The following is a 20,621-nucleotide window of genomic DNA, read 5'->3' on the forward strand; positions in this document are numbered from 1 at the left end:
CAACCGGGAGGGACAATCGGACATGGCCCGCCAGCCCACGCTCTTCATTCCCCACGGGGGCGGCCCCTGCTTCTTCATGGACTGGACTCCGCCCGATGAATGGGACCGACACCGGCAGTTTCTGGAGAATCTTCCGGGCACACTGCCTGAGCGCCCCAGGGCGCTTCTGGTGATCTCGGGTCACTGGGAGGAACCCGCGTTTACCGTGCAGACAAGTCCCACCCCGCCGCTTCTGTTCGACTATGGCGGTTTTCCGCCGCATACCTACGAGTTGACCTGGCCCGCCCCCGGCGATCCGGCGCTGGCCGATCGCGTGCATGACCTGATCCGCGCCGCCGGTCTTGCCGCCGCGAAGGATGCCGCACGGGGTTTTGACCACGGCGTCTTTGTGCCACTCAAGGTCGCCTTTCCAGAGGCTGACATTCCCTGCGTCCAGCTGTCGGTTGCCAGCGATCTGGACCCCGCGCGCCACATTGCGCTCGGTCAGGCCCTGGCCCCCCTGCGCGATGATGGCGTGCTGATCCTCGGCAGCGGCAACACCTATCACAACATGGGCGTGCTGATGCAAAGCCTGCGTGGCGGGCCGCGCGGCCCCGTCGTTGGCGGCGCGTTCGACGCCTGGCTGACCGAGGTGATGACCTGTCCCGATCCCGAGGAACGCAACCGCAGGCTCGTGCACTGGTCAGACGCACCGGGCGGTCGCGATGCCCATCCGCGCGAAGAGCATCTGATCCCACTGCATATCGTGGTGGGCGCGGCGGGCAACGATATCGGTCGCAAGACGCTGGAGGATCACGTTCTTGGCGCTGTCGAAAGCGCCTTCCGCTTCGGTTGAACAGAAAACGCAAAAGGAGAACCACAAGATGTCCGATAGCATCCAAGGCCCCTTCATCGTCACCGGCGCCTCCGGTCAGCTTGGCCGTCAGGTCGTCGAGAACCTGCTTGCGAAGGGCGCGAATCCCGTTGTCGCCATCACCCGCACGCCCGACAAGCTCGCCGATTTGCGCGCGCGCGGGGTTGAGGTCAGGGCGGGCGATTTCAATGATCCGGCCACGCTTGGCGCGGCCTTTGCCGGTGGCGGGCGGCTGCTGATCATCTCGACGGACGACCTTGAGCCGGGCAAGCGGCTTGCCGCGCATCGCAATGCAATCGCCGCCGCGCAGGAGGCCGGTGTAACGCATATCGTCTATACGTCGCTCACCAATCCAGATGAAAGCAGCCCGATCACCTTTGCCGCCGATCACCGCGAGAGCGAGGCGCTGATCAAGCAGACCGGCCTCCCGCACACGATCCTGCGCAACTGTCTTTACGCCGATCTCTTGCTGATGAGCGGGGCGCAGGCGATTGGCGCGGGGGCGCTTTACGCGGCGGCGGGTGACGGCAAGGCGGGCTATGTCACGCGCGCCGATTGCGCCCGCGCCGCCGCAGCGGCCCTGTTGTCCGAGATCGGATCGACCCTGCGCGACATCACCGGACCCGAGGCCGTCGGCCATGCCGAGATCGCCGCGATACTGTCCCAAGTTGCCGGCAAGGAGATCCCCTACGTCCCGATCACGCGCGACGCCTTGGTTGAGGCGATGAAGGAACACGGCCTGCCGGAGTTCATGGCGAATGTCTTCTCCTCCTTCGATGTCGCCGTTGCCAAGGGGAATCTCGACGTGGCCTCGGATGACGTGAAAAAGCTGACCGGGCAAAAGCCACAATCGGTCCGCGATTTCCTGCTGGCCAACACGCCCGCACTGAGCGGGCAGGCGTAAACGACACCCAAGGAGGCCCCGTCATGCTGAAGATACCGCCGCGCGAGGGGCCTAGGCCTGCGACCACGCCTTGTGCCCCGCATACCCAGATTTCCCAGAACCCGGATGCCGCAACGGTTCGGGCGTTCAGGGAACGGGCCTTTGATTTTCCCTTTGTCATCCGCCAGCCCTCGATGATCTCGGTGCCGGGCGCAGAGGCGCTCTGCCTCGAACACGGGCGCGGATGCGGTTGCCGTGAGGCGTTCATGGTCGGCAGGGAATTCGCCCATGTCCATCCACCGCAGGACGGCAGCCTGCACATGATGCTGCCCGAGGACGCAGTGCCGAAAATCATTGATCTGGGCTGGGCAGAACCGCATCCGATGGCCGCGGCGGGCATGATCCCGCCAACCGCTGTCATGGTCTATGCGCCCAGAAACGCAGCAGAAATCGAAACCGTTCTCGGCCTTCTGGGCCTGTCCTATGACTTTGCCAGTGGTCGGCTCGGACGGGTGGACAACGTCGTTCTGTGACGGGATGCGCCGTTCAATCCGGTTGTGAAGCCCTATGCGGATGATCTAGGGTTCAAGCGCGTCGCAAGAACAATAAGGACGCCCGAATCATCACAGCAAGCGAGTATACAGTGGCAAAACCCAGCCCCGTTATCATAGCCGCGATCGTCATCGCTGTCGCCGTATCCGGCTTTTTGCTCTGGCAAAGCACCCGCTCCGATACGGACGCGGAAGGATTCGCGCGCGGCAACGGGCGGATCGAAGCGGTCGAAATCGACGTTGCGGCCAAGCTGCCCGGGCGGATTGACACCGTGCTTGTGAACGAAGGGGAACTCGTCGCGGCGGGCGCGCTGCTGGCCGAGCTCGACACGCGGCAATTGCAGGCCAATCGCAACCAGATGGTGGCAGAACTGCGCCGCGCCGAAATCGCCGTGGAAAACGCTACGCTGCTTGTCGAACAGCGCGCGGCCGAAGTGCGCGCGGCCGAGGCCGTTCTGGAACAGCGCCGCGCGGAGGAGGATGTCGCGCGGCGCCAGTATGAGCGCTCCGAGTCTCTGACGCAGAACAGCATCACATCCGAACGGCAGTTCGAGATCGATCGGGCCAATGCCTTTGGCGCCGCGGCGGCGGTTGCCTCTGCACAGGCGTCGCTTGCGGCGGCGCGGGCCGGGGTCTCTTCGGCGAAAGCCTCGGTCATTGGGGCCGAAGCTTCGGTGACCGCGGCCCGGGCGACGATCGAGGCAATCGACGTGCAGATTGAGGACAGCACATTGAAAGCGCCGCGTGCCGGACGGGTGCAATATATCGTCGCGCGTGCGGGCGAAGTCGTGGGGGCCGGCGGTCGCGTTGTCAACATGCTGGACCTCAACGACGTTTACATGACGTTTTTCCTTTCGACGGCGGATGCGGGGCGTATCGGGCTGGGAACCGAGGTGCGCTTGCTGCTGGATGCGGCACCCGGCATCGTCATCCCCGCCAGCGTTTCCTTCGTGTCGGACGTGGCGCAGTTCACGCCCAAGACGGTCGAGACGGAAATCGAGCGCGAGAAGCTGATGTTCAGGGTGCGGGCCAGGATCGCGCCGGAGCTGCTGGCGCGGTATCTCGATCAGATCAAGACCGGGCTTCCCGGCGTCGCCTGGGTGCGGCTTGACCCGACCGCGCCCTGGCCGGCGGCGGCGCAGGGCAAGGTGCTGGAATGACCGATTCCATGCCTGCGGTGCGTGCCGAGGGGCTCTCGCTCCGCTATGGCAAGACCCGGGCCGTGGACGATGTTTCGATCGACCTGCCGTCAGGCCGTTCCGTCGGCGTCATCGGGCCGGACGGCGTGGGAAAGTCGAGCCTTCTGGCGCTGATCGTCGGGGCGCGGCGGATGCAGAAAGGGCGGCTCGAGGTGCTGGGGGGCGACATGGCCCGCGCCGGGCATCGCGCGCGCATCGCCCCGCGCATCGCCTATATGCCGCAGGGGCTGGGGCGGAACCTTTACCCGACGCTTTCGGTCCGCGAAAATGTCGATTTTTTCGGGCGCCTTTTTGGCGAGGGCGCGCAGGAACGCGCGCAGCGGATCGACGAACTGCTCAAGGCGACCGGTCTCGCCCCGTTTGCCGACCGCGCGGCGGCCAAGCTTTCGGGCGGGATGAAGCAGAAGCTGGGCCTGTGCTGCGCGCTGATCCACGACCCCGACCTTCTGGTTCTTGATGAGCCGACCACCGGCGTCGATCCGCTGTCGCGGCGCGAATTCTGGGCCCTGATCGACCGAATCCGCGCTGATCGCCCACATATGAGCCTGCTGGTGTCGAGCGCCTATATGGAAGAGGCCGCGCGCTTCGATCACCTGGTGGCGATGGACGCGGGCAAGGTTCTGGCGACCGGCAGCACGGCCGAAATCCTGGAACGCACCGGTGCCGCTGATCTGGATGCGGCCTTCATCGCACTTCTGCCCGAGGAAAACCGCAGCCGCCACAAAGACCTGAGCATCCCGCCGCGCGATCCGGCGTCCGACGGGGAAAACGTCATCGAGGCCGAGAACCTTACCGTGCGGTTTGGCGATTTCACAGCTGTGGACCAGGTGAGCTTTCGCATCAAGCGGGGCGAGATCTTCGGCTTTCTGGGCTCCAACGGGTGCGGCAAGACCACCACCATGAAGGCGCTGACCGGGCTGCTGGATCCGAGTGACGGCACCACGAAGATTTACGGTCGCAAGGTCGATGCCCATGACATGGCCACCCGCAAGCGCATCGGCTACATGACGCAATCCTTCTCGCTTTATTCCGAGCTGACGGTGCGGCAGAACCTTGATCTGCACGGGCAGCTTTTCGACATGACATCCGCAGAGATCGTGCCGCGGATCGCGGAACTCGCTGAGCGGTTCGATCTTGAAGACGTGCTCGACAGCCTGCCGATGCGCCTGCCGCTGGGTATTCGTCAGCGCCTGTCGCTGGCGGTCGCGCTGATCCATCGCCCCGAAATCCTGATCCTAGACGAGCCGACATCGGGGGTGGACCCTGTGGCGCGCGATATCTTCTGGCAATCGCTGATAGATCTGTCCCGAAACGATGGCGTGACGATCTTCATCTCCACCCATTACATGGCCGAGGCCACGCGCTGCGACAGGATTTCGCTGATGCACCAGGGCCGCGTGCTTGTAAGCGACACGCCCGAAGCGATCCGCGAGGAGGTCGGCGCAGAGACGCTGGACGATGCCTTTGTCCACCATCTGCAACGCGCGCAGGATCAGGATACCCCGCCTGCGCCCGAGATGAAAGAAGAGCTTTCCGCCGGGCCCGCCACCTCCGCCCGGCGGCGGCGCGGGGGGTTCAGCCTGGCGCGGCTGCTGAGCTTTTCATGGCGCGAGTCGCTGGAGTTGCGCCGCGATCCGATCCGCCTGACGCTTGCCAGCCTCGGCAGCGTGATCCTGATGATCGTGCTGGGCTATGGCGTGTCCATGGATGTCGAAAACCTCAAATTCGCGGCACTCGATTTCGATCGGAGCATCCTTAGCCAATCCTATGTCAACGACCTGGCCGGGTCGCGTTACTTTGACGAGGAACCGCCGCTTGTCGATCATGCCGATCTTGACTACCGGATGCGGGCGGGTGAAATCAGTCTGGCTCTGGAAATTCCGCCGGGGTTCGCCGCGGATCTTGAACGCGGCCGCCCCGTCGCCATTGGCGCGTGGTTCGACGGGGCCATGCCGATGCGCGCCGATACGGTGCGCGGGTATATCCAGGGGATGCACGCCCACTGGCTGACCGAGCAGATGCGTCAGGTCTTTGGCGATCAAGCGGTGGCGGGTAACTTCACGCTTGAGGTGCGCTACCGCTACAACCCCGATGTCGAGAGCCTGGCGGCCATGGTGCCCGCGATGATCCCGCTGTTGCTGATGCTGATTCCGGCCACGCTGGCCGTCCTGTCCGTGGCCCGCGAAAAGGAAACGGGTTCGATCGTCAATCTTTATGTCACCCCGGCGCGACGGCTGGAATTCCTGCTGGGCAAACAGGTGCCCTATGTCGTTCTGGGTTTCATGAATTACCTTTTGCTGTTGGCGCTGGCGGTGGTGGTCTTCGGGGTGCCGGTCAAGGGCAGCCTGCTCGCGCTTTCGCTCGGGGCGCTGATCTATGTCGTGCTGGCCACCGGGCTGGGCCTGCTGATTTCCGCCTTCACCCAAAGCCAGGTCACGGCGCTGTTCTTCACCTTCATGGCGACGCTTATCCCGGCGATGCAATATGGTGGCATCATCGATCCGGTTGCGTCAATGGACGGCATGGGTCGGGTGATCGGTGAAATCTATCCCACCAGCCATTTCGTCACCATCTCGCGCGGGACCTTTTCCAAGGCACTGGGGTTCGATGATCTGGGCGGGTCTTTCCTGCCGATGCTGGCGCTTGTGCCCGTGGTGGTGCTGCTGGGTGCCATCTTCGTGCGCAAACAGGAGAAATAACCGATGCGGCTCAGGCATGTTCTGCAACTGTCGTTGAAGGAAATTCGCGGGCTGTTGCGCGATCCGCTTCTGATGGTGCTGGTCGCCTATGCCTTCACGCTCGACGTCTATGTCAGCGCGACCGCCATCCCCGAATCGCTCAACAGCGCCACGATCGGGATCGTGGACGAAGACGCCTCGCCGCTGTCGCGGCGGGTGGCCGATGCGTTCCTGCCGCCGTATTTCATGCCGCCCGCCCAGATCGACATCGCGCAAATGGATGCGCGGATGGATGCCGGGATCGACACCTTTTCGCTGGTGATCCCGCCCGAGTTCCAGCGCGACCTGCTGGCCGGGAACCGGCCCGAATTACAGCTCAATGTCGATGCGACACGGGTCAGCCAGGCCTTTACCGGGGCGGGTAGTATCAGCGCCATTGTCAATCAGGAGATTGCCGGATGGCTGGCACGCGATGCCGCCCCGGTCGGGATGCCGGTTGATCTGGCCGTTCGGGCCCGTTTCAACCCCTCGCTCGACCCGGCCTGGTTCGGGGCGGTGACCTCGGTCATCAGTACGGTGACCATGCTGTCCATCATCCTTTCGGGTGCCGCCCTGATCCGTGAGCGCGACCACGGCACGTTGGAACATCTGCTGGTCATGCCCGTGACCGCCGCCGAGATCATGACGAGCAAGGTGCTCAGCATGGGCAGCGTGGTGCTGGTGGCGACGGCGCTTTCGCTCACTCTGGTGGTTCAGGCGGGGATGGGTATCCCGATCGGGGGATCGGTTGCGCTCTATCTTGTGGGCGCGGCGTTGCACCTTTTTGCAACGACCTCGATGGGCATCCTGCTGGCCACCATCGCAGGCTCTATGCCGCAGTTTGCCATGCTGCTTTTGCTGGTGCTGTTGCCGCTCGATATCCTGTCGGGCGGCGTCACCCCGCGCGAGTCGATGCCCCAAGCCGTGCAATACATCATGCTCGCGGCCCCCAACACGCATTTCATCGCGCTGGCACAAGGGGTCTTGTTCCGCGGGGCCGGGCTGTCCGTGGTCTGGCCGCAACTTGTGGCGCTGATGCTGATCGGGTCGGTGATGTTCGCCTTCGCCCTGCACCGGTTCCGCGCCTTTCTGCGCTGACTGCGGGGGCGGCGTAACCGCTTTTCGGCTATACTTGTTCAGCCTTGGTGGAAAGCTCAGACTCCTTGACGACCTTTTGCGACTCTGTTGCACAAATCGGCTGATGGCCGAGGGGCCCCTTTCCCTGGGCAGACTCATCCTGCGGCCTCTGTGATGGGTATGCCGAGCGCGGAGAAGCCGTTCAGCATGGCGACGCGGACCTGGAACTCAGCGACTTGACGGTCAAAACCCCTCGCGCTCAAGCGTTGGCCGAGCTGCTTCACGCAATGCATCTTTGTTTCGACGCGGCTTCGGCGGTGATAGCCGCTCCATCGTCGCCAGATGGTCCTTCCGCCGCGCTTCGATCTCCGCAGGATTTCGTTACGGTCGACTGCGCCGACGGTGTCGGGTTTCTAGGATTTGACGTTCTTGCGGGGCGGGAGTGAGGGCACGAACGCCACTGGTTCGAGACGTCAGGGTTTTCTGGCGACGTGACAGCGTGCTGAAATCGGGCACCGCCCAGTCAAGGCCGATCAGGCGCAGAAGGCTCTCGACAAACCCGGTCGTCTGCCTGAGCGCCATGCCGAACAGAACTTTCATCGTCAGGTAGGTCTGGATCGGGTTCGTCGGGAAGCAGTCCCCCGGACTGTTTCCGACCCTCCTCACCGCTGTAGTCGGGCGGGCGACCACGCTTACCGTTGGGCGCGGCTTCCCAGGTCATGGCGGGATCGAACCAGATCGATAGCGAGCCACGGCGCTTGAGCGCTTCGTTATAGGCCGTCCAGTTCCTGGTCTTGTAGGCGGGGGGATGGGTCTGCTCATGCAGTCCAGCTACCACACTGGATTCACAAGATGAATCCCTCACGGAATTTGTGCAACAGAGCCGGTCGCGGGTCTCTCACGTATGACGGAATACGAACTGGATCGTATCGCAATCGGCAGGGGCGCTTCCAGCGTCGCCGGAAGCACCGCGCCGGAACAGCTGGCACCCGACATGCAGTGACCTGACGGACTGCTTGCAGGAGCCGCTGACCTATCCACATGCCGGTCAAGCGACGCGCCTACAATAGGTCGGATGACACCGACGCCTCGTCGTTGTGGATCTGGCCCAACGTCGCCGAAACCACCATGGCCACAACGATGAGAAAGTGCAGCACCGGCGATCTTGCCGACAGCACTTTCTTCAAGGACAAGGTGATGCGTCGTCCCGTCATGGCCGACCCGGAATCTCCCCTCGCCCCTATGTTATCATAAGGCTTTCGATTGCGCAGGTATTAATCTGGATCAATGTTCGCGCGTTACATTCGCCCCGGCGTCATGTGCGCCTGCACCTCACGGCCCCGCGAATACCCGGACCATCAGCAGCCCGGCAGCAAGCGCCAGGACGGAAAGCCCGGCCATGGCCCAGATTGGTGGCGCATGGGAAGTCGTGCCTCTTCGCTTCCTGGAGACATCGCGCCGGGAACCGTGAGTGAGTTCGACACGGAATACGATCACGCATAGTAACAATTCCCTGGCGCTGATATAAACAAGGAGAACGAAGGAGGACGCCCGCGTGAGAAATACATGGCTCTTGAGCGCGCTGTTGCTGGCCATCATTGCTGGCGGCTCTTATGGCTTGTTCCTCTATTTGCGGCCAGCGCCGCTTCCTGAACAGTTGCTTTACGGCAACGGCCACATCGAAGGTACGGAAGTGCGGGTGGCCGTCGAGGTCGCGGGCCGTGTCGTCGAGAGTGGGATTGACGAAGGTGTAACCGTCACCAAAGGCGACCTCCTGCTTCGACTCGATGACGCCGATTTCATCCTGCGCAAAGAGCAAGCCGAGGCCGGGGTCGAGGCGCGACGGCGGGAGCGCGAACAGGCGGAGCGCGAGCTGCAGGTCTGGCGCCATCACTATGAGATTGCCGAGCGTGAGCTCTCCCGCTACCGGGAACTTGGCAGGCGGGGTACCGTGACGCCACAGCGGGTCGAGCAGGCGGAAAACGCGTTCCGGAATGCCCAGGGCCGGGTTGGCGCTTTGGAAGCGGAGATCGGCGCCACCGAAGGCCGGATCGAAGCCGCGCGCAAGGAGCTTGCCGTTGTGGCGAACCAACTGAAAAAGACGCGCGTTTTCACACCGGTCTCCGGGACCGTTCTGGCGAAGACGATAGAGGTGGGAGAGTTCGCCCAGCAAGGTCGAACGGTGGCTATCCTGGCCGACCTTTCTCGCATCGAACTCAAGGTTTTCATTCCCGAGAAGGACATCGGCAAGGTCAAGCTCGACGCCTCCGCGCGCGTTCGGGTGGACGCCTTTCCCGACCGTCTGTTCGAAGGGCGGGTTGCGCGGGTCGATCAGCAGGCGCAGTTCACGCCCCGCGATATCCACATGCCGGAGGAGCGGACGCGCATGGTTTTCGGCCTGACGCTCGTTCTTGGCAATCCTGATGGTGTGCTCAAGCCCGGCATGCCTGCTGATGCCTGGATACTTTGGGATTCCGGCACGCGATGGCCACCGCAACTCTTCGTTCCGCAGTGAGGCGGGGGCGATGAGCGGCGCGGGCGACAACATGATTGAAACCGAGGGACTGGGCCGGCGGTTCGGCCACGCTCGGGCCATCAGTGCAATCGATCTGCGAATTGCGCGGGGCGAGATCTTTGGTCTCGTCGGGCCTGATGGGGCGGGCAAGACGACACTCCTTCAACTCTTGGCCGCCATTCTCGATCCGAGTGAGGGCAACTGCCGGGTCCTCGGCTTCGACACAGTACGGCAAGCCTCCGAAGTCACGTCCCGGATTGGCTACATGGCGCAAGGCTTCACGCTCTATGATCACCTGACCGTCGCGGAGAACCTGGCCTTCGCCGGCAAGGTGCGCGCCGTGCCTCGGGCTGTGTACGCCGCAAGGAGCGAGCGCCTCCTCGCGATGGCCGCGCTCACCCCCTTTCTTCATCGCCGGGAGGGCACACTGTCGGGCGGCATGCGCAAGAAGCTCGCCCTCTGCACCAACCTGATTCATCAGCCGCCCCTGCTTCTCCTCGACGAGCCCGGCCTTGGGGTGGACCCGCTCTCGCGCCGCGAACTCTGGCGGATGCTGGAAGACTTCCGGCACGAGGGTGCGACGATTGTCTTTGCAACATCCTACATGGACGAGGCGGAAATGTGCGATCACGTCGCTTTCCTCGACCACGGTTCGATAACCGCGCAAGGGACGCCCGACGCGCTGCGTGCTCGCGCGCAGGGAGCTGTCTTTCAGGTGGAAACGGACAATCCGGTCGCGGTCGAGGATGTCTTGAGTGAGGCTCCGGAGATGCTGGGAAGCCAGTGGCGGCCGACGGACCTCCGCTTTGTTGTGGAGTCGGCCAAGGGTCTTTCGAACGAGTTACGCAAACAGCTCGAACAGCTCGGACGGGTGGAACCGGCCACGCCTTCGATGGAGGATGTCTTCGTTGTCCTGCGCAAGGGCGAGCGTACCGAGGTTCCGACAGGCATTGCAGAAGTCGCCCGGCTTGCCGCTTCGAAGGGTCATCGCGAACCGGCCCAGAGTGTGGAAACGCGCCGGCTGACCCGCCGCTTTGGTGATTTTGTCGCTGTAGACGATGTCACCTTCGAGGTGAACCCCGGAGAAATCTTCGGCCTGCTCGGCCCGAACGGCGCCGGCAAGACCACACTCATCCGCATGCTCTGCGGCCTTTTGCCGCCTTCGAGCGGGACCGCGCGCGTCGTGGGTATCGACATTGCTTCGCAACCGCGCCGTTTGCGCCAGCGTATCGGCTACATGTCCCAGCGTTTCTCGCTTTACCACGATCTCACCGTGCATGAGAATCTTGCATTCTTCGCCAGCGCCTACGGGATAAAGCGCCGCCCGGCCCGAGAGGCCATAGCCTGGGCAAGCGCCGTCACCGGGCTCCATGGCCTCGCGGACGAAAGTGTCTCCGGCCTTTCCGGCCCCGTGCGCCAGCGGCTTGCACTCGCCTGCGGCATCCTGCACCGTCCGGCCGTCCTGTTCCTTGACGAGCCGACCTCCGGGGTCGATCCCCAGGCGCGTTCCCGCTTCTGGCGTCTCGTCAACACGCTGGCTGCGGCCGGCACAGCTGTGCTCGTTACGACGCATTATCTGGAGGAGGCCGCCTACTGCCACCGCCTCGGGCTCATGTACGAGGGCCGCCTGATCGCGGCGGGCGACCTCGCGGCCTTGCGCGCCGGCCTGCCGCAAGATGGTCTGGAAACGATCGAGGACGTGTTTCTTGCCTATATCGAGCGGGAGCGCACGCAGGCAGTTCGGCCAATCGAGGAAGCAGGATGAAATTCAGCCGTATAGCCGCTATTGTTGAAAAGGAAACGACCGAGATAGTTCGCGATCCCATCACGGTCGTGATCGCCCTTCTCATGCCGTTACTGATGCTCTTCCTGTTTGGTTATGCGATCTCGCTCGACGTGGACAACGTTCCCATGGGGGTTTTCGACCAGGACCGGTCCCCGGACAGCCGGGCACTGGTCGATCGTTTCATTCAGAGCGGCTACTTCCAGCTCGCACAGGATTTCACTGATGATCGGGATGTCGAGAAGGGGCTGCAGCGTGGCACAGTCAAACTCGCGCTCGTTATCCCGCCGAAGTTCCAGAACACCCTCGCCCGCGATGGAACGGCACCTGTCCAGGTGCTCGTGGACGGCACTTATTCCGCCACTGCCAACCTCGTCGCAGCCTACGCAGCAGCCATCGTCTCGGATTTTCATAGTGAGGCGTCCCCGAGCGTCCACGTTGAGGCCCGCGTCTGGTATAACCCGGCGTTGCGCAGCGTAACTTTCGTGATTCCAGGCTTGTTCGGCGTGATCTTGATGGCGTTTCCACCTCTTCTGACGGCGCTTGCCATCACCCGTGAAAAGGAAAGCGGTTCGATTCAGCAGATCTTCGCATCACCACTTACGCCGGCTGAGTATCTGACCGGCAAGCTCGTGCCCTATGGCCTTATTGCCTTTGTTCAGATCGTCATGGTTATCGCCGTGGGCTTCCTGTGGTTCGATGTTCCGCTGCGTGGCAGCATCGGCCTCCTGCTTCTGGTGGGACTCGTCTATGTCTTTTGCACCGTCGGCATTGGGCTCCTGGTTTCCACGGTCACCAATAGCCAACTCGTCGCCATGTTACTGGCGCTTATCGTGACGCTGATGCCGTCGTTTCTGTTCTCGGGATTCCTGTTCCCAATATTCACCATGCCATATGTCCTCCAGCTCTATACGCGCCTGTTCCCGGTGCAATATTTCGTGGACTTCTCGCGGGGCGTCGTGCTCAAGGGCGCTGGGTTGCCGGAACTCTGGCCCTCGGTCCTGCTTCTCTTCGCCTATACGGCGATCATCTTCGCGCTCGCAGTGTGGCGGTTTCGAAAGAAGGTGGTGTGATGGGCACGCGGCTTGCGGGCCTCCTTGTAAAGGAGATGATTCAGTTGCTGCGCGACCGCGTGATGCTGGTCTTGATCCTCTGGCTTTACACGATCGAGGTGGTCATCTGCGCCTACGCCCTGTCCTTCGAAGTCAATGACATGCCGCTCGCCGTCGTCGACCTCGATCAGACATCAGCGAGTCGCGCCCTGGTCGAAAGCTTTATGGTAACAGACGCGTTCGCGCCCGCCGGGTATCCCGCCAGCGCGCCTGCGGCGACAGATTGGCTTCAGACGGGCCGGGCCCGTGTTGCGCTCGTCATCCCGGAACGCTTCCAGCATGATCTGGCGCGGGGCGACGCGCCTACCTTGCAGGTAATCCTTGACGGGACCAATTCTAACATGGCGGCACAGGCCCGCGGTTATGCGCTTGAGATCGTCAACCGTTTCCGGGCGGCTCCGACAATCGCAGCGGTGTCCGGAGGGGGTGTCCAGCCGGTCGTCCGGGTCTGGTACAACCCTGACCAGACCTACACCTCATTCGTGGTGCTCTCCATGATTGCGCTTGCCGCCATGATGGTGGGGGTGATCCATCCAGCGGCCTCCATCGTCCGCGAAAAAGAAACCGGCACTATCGAGCAGCTCCAGGTGACGCCGATCGGCACGGCGGAGCTCTTCGTCGCCAAGACCTTCCCGACACTCGTTATCGGGCTCCTCTCGATATTCCCGAGCCTCTTGATCGTCTGGTGGTTCGGCGTGCCCATGCGGGGCAGCATCCTTCTCTTCCTTGCGCTCACTGCCGTATTCCTTGTGAGCGCGATTTCGCTGGGCGTGCTGATCGCAAGCGTGAGCCGAACATTGCAGCAGGCCCTTTTGCTAAGCTTTTTCAGCTTGTTCCCGTTGATGTTCCTCTCCGGGACACTTGCACCCGTTGAAAGCATGCCCGCGCTGTTGCAGACTCTCTCTCTCGGGAGCCCGCTGCGCCATTACATGGACGTGATCCTCGGCGTGTTCCTGAAAGGGATAGGCCTGTCCGAGCTTTGGCCGCAGGCGCTCGCGCTCCTGGCGATCGGCGCGCCTCTTTTCGCCATAGCGATGCTCATCTTTCGGCGCGGCAAGCCATAGTGGTCTGGCGATCGGACGCGTATCTTTCGACCGCTGGGTCGTCTTCGTCTGGCCCTTGCTGCTGATCCTCGTCGTTTTCATCTCGGCCGGGATCAGTCTGGCCACCATTCTTTGATTGAAAAAAGGAGGCATCCCGGATGTCTGAACCGAAATTGGGTGTCCATTGCGTATTCCGGGATCATCCGGCCGCCGATTCCGGGACATCCGGCCACCCTGTGATGTGATGCTGCGAGGCAATCTGAAACCGGCTATCCGATGGGGCCGAGCAGGCGGCGGTTGTTATACCAATCCACCCATTTGAGGGTTTCCCACTCGACCTCGCGCATCGATTTCCATGGGCCGATCTGGTTGATGACCTCGGTCTTGAACAGCTCGATGACACATTCTGCAAGCGCATTGTCATAGGAATCGCCCACAGTTCCGACCGATGGATCGATACCCACTTCGATGAGCCGCTCGGTGTATTTGATCGACAGATATTGAGATCCGCGATCTGAGTGGTGGATCAACGCCTTGTTATCAGGCGTTTTTCTTGGCGGTTGTCGCGTAGCCCTTAATTGTGAGATGAGAAATTCAATGAATTCAACGACTGTGTTTTGCCCTTAAATATGAGATTTTGCCTTTAATTCCGATATTTTTGCCCTTAAACCTGAGACAGGGTTCACAGGCTTGTGCGGCAGATATCGATGGAAAATGATGGCGAAGACTCAGTTGCCGTTGGTGCAGAAGAGGCGCGCAGGGCTGCAGTGCTGCGTCCGCTTGTTCAGGCATATCTGAAAGGTACTGGCGGTCTGGAAAGTGGCATCAATGATGCCGTTTGGGAACTCGGTGTCAGCAGGGCTACGGTATGGCGTTGGTTAAAGCGGCTGGCCGAAGAGGGTGGGCGCACGAGCGCTCTGGTGCCGCGGAAACGGGGCCGCCCGACTGGAACAACTTTGATATCCGGCAAAGTTGAAGCGGTGATCGAAGAACATCTTCGCCGTTATTTCTTGCGCCGGGAGCGTTCGAGCCTGTCGCGCGTCGTGACAGAAATCCGCAGCGCGTGCTGGCAACAAGGCTTGCAGCCGCCGACACGGCGGACGGTTCAGCGTCGTCTGGATGCGATGGATGCCCGCGAAGTTGCGAAAGCACGAGAGGGCGCAAAGGTGGCCCGCCAGAAATTTGCGCCGGTCACAGGTGAGGTCAAGGCCAGTGTGCCACTGGAGATCGTCCAAATTGATCATACGCCGGCGGACATCATTCTTGTCGACAGCTTTGAACGCCAACCAATTGGGCGGCCTTGGGTCACGCTGGCGATCGACATCGCAACGCGGATGGTAACTGGATACTACACCTCTCTGGAGGCCCCTTCGCGTCTGTCAGTGGCGCTTTGCCTGACACAGGCTGTGGCCCCCAAGGCGGAACTTCTGGCGGAATTGGTGTGCAATGTTCCTTGGCCCGCGCAGGGTAAACCGCATAGCATCCACGTCGATAACGGGCGCGATTTCCGGTCGCATGCCTTTCGGTCGGCATGTGCGGAATGGGGGATCGATCTGGTCTATCGGCCGCCAGGCAGTCCTCATTTCGGAGGGCACATCGAACGATTGATCGGCACGATGATGGGGGCCGTGCACCTGTTGCCTGGAACAACGCAATCCTCGGTCGTGGCCAAGGGCGACTACGATGCCGAAGGCATGGCCACGATGACTTTAGGCGACTTCGATCGCTGGTTTGCCCTGGAAATCTGCCGCTACAACAACAGCATTCATTCAAGTCTTGGCTGTACGCCCGTCGCCAAATGGGAGGCGCTCTCAGAGCAAATGATGGGCGACATCCCCTTCGAGATGGAAGCCTTTCGGGTGAGCTTCTTGCCGAGCGAATTGCGCAAGGTCAGGCGTGACGGCATCCATCTGTTTCAGATACGGTACTGGTCGGATGCTCTTGCAGGCCACATTGGGCGCAGCGATGGGAAGGTGGTCGTTCGCTACGACCCTCGCGATATCTCAATGATCTGGGTCGAATTGGACGATGGCCGATATGTTGAGGCGCGTTACAGAAACCTGGAAATTCCGCCCGTGCCGCTCTGGGAATATCGCGAAGCCATGAGGAAGGCCCGTGCACTTGGCAAGTCCGGGTCCAATGAGCTGGTCCTGGCTGAGCTGATCCGACAGCAACGCCAGATCGAAGCTGAAAGCCGGGGCCTCACGAAGGCCGAACGCCGATCCCGTGAAAGAAAAGGGACATTGGAGGGCGCCAACTCGGCTGTCGCGACAACCGAAGGGCTGCGCGCGATCGATACGGGTGATACATCGCGCCCATTGTTCAAGGTAGAGAGATGGTGAATTGACGGCAGGGACAACTGAGGAAGACGGTCGGATCGCCCTCATTCAATCGGACATTTGGATCGGCTTTCCGCGGGCCGAACAAGTGCTGGACCGTTTGCAGGGTATGATCGAGGCGCCAAGGCAAACCCGTATGCCTGGCCTTCTTGTGCATGGCGCGTCCGGGATCGGAAAGACGATGATCGCCCGAAACCTGTCGCGCAAGTACGCACCAGAATACGATCCGCCGTCAGGCATCACGCGCACACCGCTTCTGCTGTTGCAAGCGCCGCCCGCACCCGACGAACGGCGGTTCTATCTGCACATCTTGGCCGCCGTCGGCGCCCCGGCGACGGCACTGAGCGCCCGCGCTCAAAATGTGGCTTCCCTCGAAGTCCGTGTCATCGCACTCTTGCGCGACCTTGGCCTGCGGATGATCATGATCGACGAGGTCCACAATCTTTTGGCCGGGACCCACCGCGAACAGCGCCGCTTTCTCAATGTTCTGCGGTATCTCAGCAATGAACTCGAAGTGTCGCTGGTATGCCTCGGGGTCAGCGAGGCCGTCGATGCCATCCGTGGTGATCTCCAGCTTGCCAGGCGGCTGGACGAACATCACCTGCCAAACTGGCGCGACGATGCCGAGTTCTCGGACATGATTCAAACACTCATCGCGGCAATGCCCCTCGAGAAGAAATCCAATCTGAAGGTCAAGTCGCTCAAGCAGATGCTTGCACTGACCGGTGGGGTGACCTCGCGCATCTTCGCCCTGATCAAGGATCTTTCCATCGACGCCATTGTCACTGGTGATGAATGCATCACCGATGACGCAATCGCAAAATGGACGCCGGTTTGGTCGCGTCACGCGTCCGCTGGGCGGCGGCTCGAGAAGTCCCGGGTGTGAAGCCGCGCCCGCTGCCAAAGACTGTCGCGCCGCTGCCAGACGAGTTGTTGTCAGGTTGGTTGTCTCGGCTGGCTGCGGCCAACTACTGTAATGACGCGGAACTGCTGGCCCATATCGAGATCGATACACGACATGGCGCCGCCCTGGACTTCGACGTTGAGGCGGCCGATGCGGAAAAGATATCTATCGCTGCGCGTGTCGATCCCGACACCGTGCAGTCAATGACTTTTAGGGCAATGACGAAAATGGAGATGATGCTCACAGCGCAAGTTCCTTTCCAGTCTTGCCCCGAGTGTTCCCGACGCGGCCTCTCGCTCAGGCATTGGCGGCGATCCTGGGCATTTGATTGCCAATTTTGCGGGACCCTACTTGTTCGGAGCCTCGCAAAGCCCGGTGACGAAAAGTTGCCTGAAAAACTGATAGACCGTGCGCGCTGCGGGGCAGGGCTGCTTGAGCACGCAGCGACGTCAAACCGCCCCAACCTACTTCGACGTGCGATGCGCGCGGTCACCTTTGGCATGTCGCTCAAGGCCGTCCGCGGGGATCCGTTATTCGCTCTTCAGAGCCCCAGACCGGAAGTGAGGCTGTTCTGCCTTGCGGCGATCGCTGCGGCCCAGTCTCGTCCGCTGATAAAAGCGGCCATATCCAGCGCCGGTGCCGACGACTATGTAAGAATTGCTCTGTTGCGCGCCTTCGAGAGAGAGCCACGTCTGCTTGCCGCAGTTGATCATGTTGCGCAACAGCGCGCCAGAAGCACAGGACCAAAGACAGCCGAATCTCACAGTTAAGGACAAAACTCGACGCTCAAAGCGCCATGTCTCAGATTTAAAGGCAAAGCGACAACCGTTTCTGATCGTTGCCGGTTTCACTGATCAGATTGCGAGCCGCCTCCGGGCCATAGGCCGGATCGGCCGTCGCCTCCACCAGATTGCAGGCGTCGTGATGATCCTCGTGGGTGTGGCTATGATAACAGGACAGTTGAGCGCGCTGTCATACTGGATGCTTGATGCATTTCCGGTTCTTGGACGAATAGGGTAACAGCTCATGCGGTTCTACGAAAAACACATCCTCCCAGGCCTCACTCATCTCACCATGAGTCAGGACCAGCTTCTTCCCTACCGACAGCGCGCCGTCTCCGGTGCGAGGGGACGCGTTCTGGAGATCGGGATCGGCTCGGGCCTGAACCTCGCGCTCTACCCCGACGCTGTGGATCAGATCGTCGGCGTGGACCCTTCACCGGAACTCCTTCAGCGCGCCGCGCAGGCTTCTCAGGGCTTGACGCCGACAACGGAGATGATCGAGGGCGTGGCCGAAGCATTGCCGCTGGAAGATCGCAGCGTCGACTGCGTCGTCGCCACCTGGACGCTCTGCAGCGTGTCGGAGCCGGAGAAGGTGCTGACTGAGATCCGGCGCGTTCTCAAGCCTGATGGCGTCTTCCGCTTCGTCGGGCATGGAACAGCGCCGGAACCCGGTGTCCGGCGTTGGCAGCGCTGGCTCACGCCTGCCTGGAAACGTTGTGCCGGAAACTGTCACCTTGACCGCCCGACAGACACCCTGGTCGAACAGAACGGCTTCCGCATGAAGCGCCTCGACACCGGCTACGCGAAAGGGCCGAAACCCTTTGTTTTCATGTATGATGGACAAGCTCGGCTCTACTGAGGAAACTTGAGAAAAACAACATCGGCTTTTGTTAGCCCGGCGCAATTCTGTTGGCAAATTAACCGATTTGGCCTCGAACTTTTGCTGCAGGTTCGGCGTTGATGAGTTGGTATGAGTAGTCAACAAGATAACCGGCAAACCAATCTGACGCGCGGCATTCGTGTCGAGATCGCGAGCTTTGTTTACAACGTCATCGAGGTCGTCGTATCCGTCACTGTGGGACTTCTGACCGGTAGCGCAGCTCTGGTGAGTTGGGGTCTCGACAGCACGGTCGAAGCCACCTCGGCCGCAACGCTGATCTGGCGCTTGAAGGGAGAGAAGAATGGTGCTGACAAGCGCACGGTCCTGCATCGCAAGAAAGTCGCACTCTATGTCGTCGCCTGTGCTTTCTGGATCGTCGTCGCGGCAATCCTCTACGAGGCGGTGTCCGCTTTCATCTCGCAGGAGGCACCGGGCTTCAACTGGTGGGGGATTGCGATCCTGTTTGTCTCTTTGGTCGTCAATCCGCTGCTGGCTTGGGGCAAATATCGCTACGGCAAGCGGCTCGATTCACCTGCCCTGAAATACGATGCCAAGGATACCCTGATCTGCGAATACCAGACCGTTGTAGTCTTAGCCGGGATTGGGCTGACGCAATGGATGGGCTGGTGGTGGGCCGATCCGGTCGCGGCGCTTCTGATCGTGCCCTACGTTGCGTGGGAGGCATTCGAGGCCACGAAAGACGCGCGGTCTGTCGATCCGGACGAGGCCGAAGCTACTGCCGACGCCTGACGTTGCGCATGATGAACCGGTTCTCGGGCAGGGGTGGCAGCTCTCCCGTGCCCAGCTCCAAATCCTGATCCTGCACATCGTATTTGATGTCGTTCACAAGATATCTGCAAAACGCCTTCATCTGGCTGATCGCGATCCACTCGCCCGGACAGCGGTGGTTCGTGTAGTGGTCGCCGCCGCCCTGTGGAATGAAGCCGTAGGGGTCTTCGGCGCGGCTCCGAAACCGCTCGGGGCGGAACTCAAGCGGCGCATCCCATGAACGCGGATCGGTGTTCGTGCCACAGAGGTCGAGCAGGACCCTGCGCCCTTCCGGAAAGCGATACCCTTGCCACTCGAAAGCGCTTTCTATCAGTGCCGCCACCGCAGGGAAGAACGGATAGAGGCGGCGGACCTCCTGCACGAAGGGTTCGAGCAGTCCTTCGTCGTTCCGCAGTTTTTCCTGCCATTCCGGATACCGGTGCAAGGCGTGCGCCGTCTGAACAATGAAAACGGACACCGCCACGGTCGGGCGCAAGACGTTCAACAACTCCACGGCGGCTACTTTCGGGGGCAGCATCGCGCCGTCGAGATCACGCCACGTCGCGATGACATGAAGGGCGCTTTCCTGCGTCGGCTGAAGCTCGCCTTCATGCACCTGTTGAATCATCCGTGCTGACCATTTTTCCAGGCGGTGACGCGCCAGACGTGCAGTCCAGTGTTTCGGGCCGATGGCACCGGCGCCCTCAAAAAGCGCTGTAAGTTGCGCCGTTCGAGTCGCCACCTCCGCCTCGGTAAGCGGAACCCCACACCAGGCGCAAACGGCTCTCGTGAGCATTTCGCGCACTTCGTCGTAGAAAACGACTTCGTTCCTCGCCTCCCAGTCCGGCGCATAGTTGTCCAGCATGTGAAGCGACATTCCCTGAAGCGCGGCTATATGCTCGGTCCCCATCAGCGACATGAACATCTTCTTGCGGTGCTGGTGGCCAGCGCCGTCCAATCCCTGAACGCCGCCTTCGCCCAGCAGGGTCTTCTGTATGCGGCTTGGCATCGAGCCTTGGCGAACCAGTTTATCCTCGGAATAGAAAACTTTCGCAGCCGCCGACCCGGTCATGCAGATCGTCTCTTGAAGGAGGATGCGGGTTTCAAACAAATCTGTGTCGAGCGCGCGGCAGGTCTGAGAGATGAACCCATACGGATTTCGCAGCAGGGTGAGTGTGCTGTCAAAGCCTTTCGCAGATGGTATGCTGAACATGG

General features: G+C 61.5%; 18 protein-coding genes and 1 pseudogene. 15 read left to right on the plus strand and 4 right to left on the minus strand.

Annotated features, from left to right (window positions below; genetic code table 11):
* The first annotated feature begins 22 nt into the window (after nt 1-22).
* The 6 genes from BSG08_RS11990 (at nt 23) to BSG08_RS12015 (ending at nt 7,301) form a co-directional block, all read left to right on the plus strand.
* On the plus strand, nt 23-835 hold the full coding sequence (locus tag BSG08_RS11990; RefSeq protein ID WP_008282860.1) for a DODA-type extradiol aromatic ring-opening family dioxygenase: 813 nt from the start codon (nt 23-25) through the stop codon (nt 833-835).
* Between the two features lie 28 nt (nt 836-863).
* The gene (locus BSG08_RS11995) at nt 864-1,757 is read left to right on the plus strand and encodes an NAD(P)H-binding protein (RefSeq protein ID WP_065334271.1); all 894 of its coding nucleotides are present in this window, start codon (nt 864-866) and stop codon (nt 1,755-1,757) included.
* Nucleotides 1,758-1,780: 23 nt separating this feature from the next.
* Nucleotides 1,781-2,269: a luciferase domain-containing protein gene (locus BSG08_RS12000; protein WP_036050122.1), complete on the plus strand. Its 489-nt coding sequence runs from the start codon at nt 1,781-1,783 to the stop codon at nt 2,267-2,269.
* Nucleotides 2,270-2,379: 110 nt separating this feature from the next.
* Nucleotides 2,380-3,447: an HlyD family secretion protein gene (locus tag BSG08_RS12005; RefSeq protein ID WP_245770680.1), complete on the plus strand. Its 1,068-nt coding sequence runs from the start codon at nt 2,380-2,382 to the stop codon at nt 3,445-3,447.
* Nucleotides 3,444-6,185, plus strand: coding sequence for a ribosome-associated ATPase/putative transporter RbbA (gene rbbA / locus BSG08_RS12010; RefSeq protein WP_065334264.1), 2,742 nt, complete (start codon nt 3,444-3,446; stop codon nt 6,183-6,185). The genes BSG08_RS12005 and rbbA overlap by 4 nt, the downstream gene beginning before the upstream one ends.
* A 3-nt stretch (nt 6,186-6,188) precedes the next feature.
* Complete coding sequence (locus BSG08_RS12015) at nt 6,189-7,301, plus strand: ABC transporter permease (RefSeq protein ID WP_008282866.1); 1,113 nt, start codon at nt 6,189-6,191, stop codon at nt 7,299-7,301.
* Between the two features lie 134 nt (nt 7,302-7,435).
* Here BSG08_RS12015 and BSG08_RS19940 read toward each other — a convergent pair whose 3' ends face one another.
* Nucleotides 7,436-7,657 (minus strand): hypothetical protein, encoded by a 222-nt coding sequence (locus tag BSG08_RS19940; RefSeq protein ID WP_425439287.1) that lies wholly within the window; start codon nt 7,655-7,657, stop codon nt 7,436-7,438.
* A gap of 4 nt (nt 7,658-7,661) precedes the next feature.
* Nucleotides 7,662-7,970: a transposase gene (locus BSG08_RS19945; RefSeq protein WP_425439283.1), complete on the minus strand. Its 309-nt coding sequence runs from the start codon at nt 7,968-7,970 to the stop codon at nt 7,662-7,664.
* A gap of 865 nt (nt 7,971-8,835) precedes the next feature.
* Between BSG08_RS19945 and BSG08_RS12030 the strand changes: the two genes are divergently transcribed.
* The 4 genes from BSG08_RS12030 to BSG08_RS12045 are packed head-to-tail and all read left to right on the plus strand — an operon-like array spanning nt 8,836 to nt 13,754.
* Entirely contained in the window at nt 8,836-9,795 is a 960-nt protein-coding gene (locus BSG08_RS12030; RefSeq protein WP_093037093.1) for an HlyD family secretion protein, read from the plus strand.
* A gap of 10 nt (nt 9,796-9,805) precedes the next feature.
* Nucleotides 9,806-11,560, plus strand: a complete 1,755-nt coding sequence (locus tag BSG08_RS12035) for an ATP-binding cassette domain-containing protein (RefSeq protein ID WP_217649895.1) — start codon at nt 9,806-9,808, stop codon at nt 11,558-11,560.
* The gene (locus BSG08_RS12040) at nt 11,557-12,651 is read left to right on the plus strand and encodes an ABC transporter permease (protein ID WP_093037095.1); all 1,095 of its coding nucleotides are present in this window, start codon (nt 11,557-11,559) and stop codon (nt 12,649-12,651) included. The genes BSG08_RS12035 and BSG08_RS12040 overlap by 4 nt, the downstream gene beginning before the upstream one ends.
* Nucleotides 12,651-13,754, plus strand: coding sequence for an ABC transporter permease (locus BSG08_RS12045; RefSeq protein ID WP_093037098.1), 1,104 nt, complete (start codon nt 12,651-12,653; stop codon nt 13,752-13,754). The genes BSG08_RS12040 and BSG08_RS12045 overlap by 1 nt, the downstream gene beginning before the upstream one ends.
* A 251-nt stretch (nt 13,755-14,005) precedes the next feature.
* Here the strand turns inward: BSG08_RS12045 and BSG08_RS12050 are convergent.
* Nucleotides 14,006-14,263, minus strand: a pseudogene (locus BSG08_RS12050) (integrase core domain-containing protein); the annotation flags it as partial.
* Between the two features lie 177 nt (nt 14,264-14,440).
* Between BSG08_RS12050 and BSG08_RS12055 the strand changes: the two are divergent.
* The 5 genes from BSG08_RS12055 to BSG08_RS12080 all read left to right on the plus strand — a co-directional run bounded on the left by BSG08_RS12055 (nt 14,441) and on the right by BSG08_RS12080 (nt 19,388).
* Entirely contained in the window at nt 14,441-16,075 is a 1,635-nt protein-coding gene (locus tag BSG08_RS12055; protein WP_139274568.1) for a Mu transposase C-terminal domain-containing protein, read from the plus strand.
* Nucleotide 16,076: 1 nt separating this feature from the next.
* On the plus strand, nt 16,077-16,958 hold the full coding sequence (locus BSG08_RS12060; protein ID WP_093037101.1) for a TniB family NTP-binding protein: 882 nt from the start codon (nt 16,077-16,079) through the stop codon (nt 16,956-16,958).
* Nucleotides 16,955-17,746 carry a TniQ family protein gene (locus tag BSG08_RS12065; protein WP_093037357.1) on the plus strand — a complete coding sequence of 264 codons (792 nt, stop codon included), beginning with the start codon at nt 16,955-16,957 and terminating at the stop codon, nt 17,744-17,746. The genes BSG08_RS12060 and BSG08_RS12065 overlap by 4 nt, the downstream gene beginning before the upstream one ends.
* A 256-nt stretch (nt 17,747-18,002) precedes the next feature.
* Nucleotides 18,003-18,617, plus strand: coding sequence for a class I SAM-dependent methyltransferase (locus tag BSG08_RS12075; protein WP_093037104.1), 615 nt, complete (start codon nt 18,003-18,005; stop codon nt 18,615-18,617).
* Nucleotides 18,618-18,728: 111 nt separating this feature from the next.
* Nucleotides 18,729-19,388 carry a cation diffusion facilitator family transporter gene (locus BSG08_RS12080; protein WP_093037106.1) on the plus strand — a complete coding sequence of 220 codons (660 nt, stop codon included), beginning with the start codon at nt 18,729-18,731 and terminating at the stop codon, nt 19,386-19,388.
* On the opposite strand, the gene BSG08_RS12085 is transcribed toward BSG08_RS12080, so the two are convergent.
* A complete protein-coding gene (locus BSG08_RS12085; protein WP_093037108.1) occupies nt 19,372-20,619 on the minus strand; it encodes a cytochrome P450 in 1,248 nt (415 codons plus the stop codon). The two genes, BSG08_RS12080 and BSG08_RS12085, sit on opposite strands and share 17 nt — an antisense overlap.
* Nucleotides 20,620-20,621 lie beyond the last annotated feature (2 nt).

Origin of the sequence: Roseovarius azorensis (assembly GCF_900109455.1) — a bacterium.
Lineage (GTDB): Bacteria > Pseudomonadota > Alphaproteobacteria > Rhodobacterales > Rhodobacteraceae > Roseovarius > Roseovarius azorensis.

What these genes read in the sequence shown, in the direction of transcription:
- BSG08_RS11990 (WP_008282860.1), top strand. Translation starts at nt 23, where the DNA reads ATGGCCCGCCAGCCCACGCTCTTCATTCCCCACGGGGGCGGCCCCTGC.
- BSG08_RS11995 (WP_065334271.1), top strand. Translation starts at nt 864, where the DNA reads ATGTCCGATAGCATCCAAGGCCCCTTCATCGTCACCGGCGCCTCCGGT.
- BSG08_RS12000 (WP_036050122.1), top strand. Translation starts at nt 1,781, where the DNA reads ATGCTGAAGATACCGCCGCGCGAGGGGCCTAGGCCTGCGACCACGCCT.
- rbbA (WP_065334264.1), top strand. Translation starts at nt 3,444, where the DNA reads ATGACCGATTCCATGCCTGCGGTGCGTGCCGAGGGGCTCTCGCTCCGC.
- BSG08_RS12015 (WP_008282866.1), top strand. Translation starts at nt 6,189, where the DNA reads ATGCGGCTCAGGCATGTTCTGCAACTGTCGTTGAAGGAAATTCGCGGG.
- BSG08_RS12035 (WP_217649895.1), top strand. Translation starts at nt 9,806, where the DNA reads ATGAGCGGCGCGGGCGACAACATGATTGAAACCGAGGGACTGGGCCGG.
- BSG08_RS12040 (WP_093037095.1), top strand. Translation starts at nt 11,557, where the DNA reads ATGAAATTCAGCCGTATAGCCGCTATTGTTGAAAAGGAAACGACCGAG.
- BSG08_RS12045 (WP_093037098.1), top strand. Translation starts at nt 12,651, where the DNA reads ATGGGCACGCGGCTTGCGGGCCTCCTTGTAAAGGAGATGATTCAGTTG.
- BSG08_RS12055 (WP_139274568.1), top strand. Translation starts at nt 14,441, where the DNA reads ATGGAAAATGATGGCGAAGACTCAGTTGCCGTTGGTGCAGAAGAGGCG.
- BSG08_RS12075 (WP_093037104.1), top strand. Translation starts at nt 18,003, where the DNA reads ATGCGGTTCTACGAAAAACACATCCTCCCAGGCCTCACTCATCTCACC.
- BSG08_RS12080 (WP_093037106.1), top strand. Translation starts at nt 18,729, where the DNA reads ATGAGTAGTCAACAAGATAACCGGCAAACCAATCTGACGCGCGGCATT.
- BSG08_RS12085 (WP_093037108.1), bottom strand. Translation starts at nt 20,619, where the DNA reads ATGTTCAGCATACCATCTGCGAAAGGCTTTGACAGCACACTCACCCTG.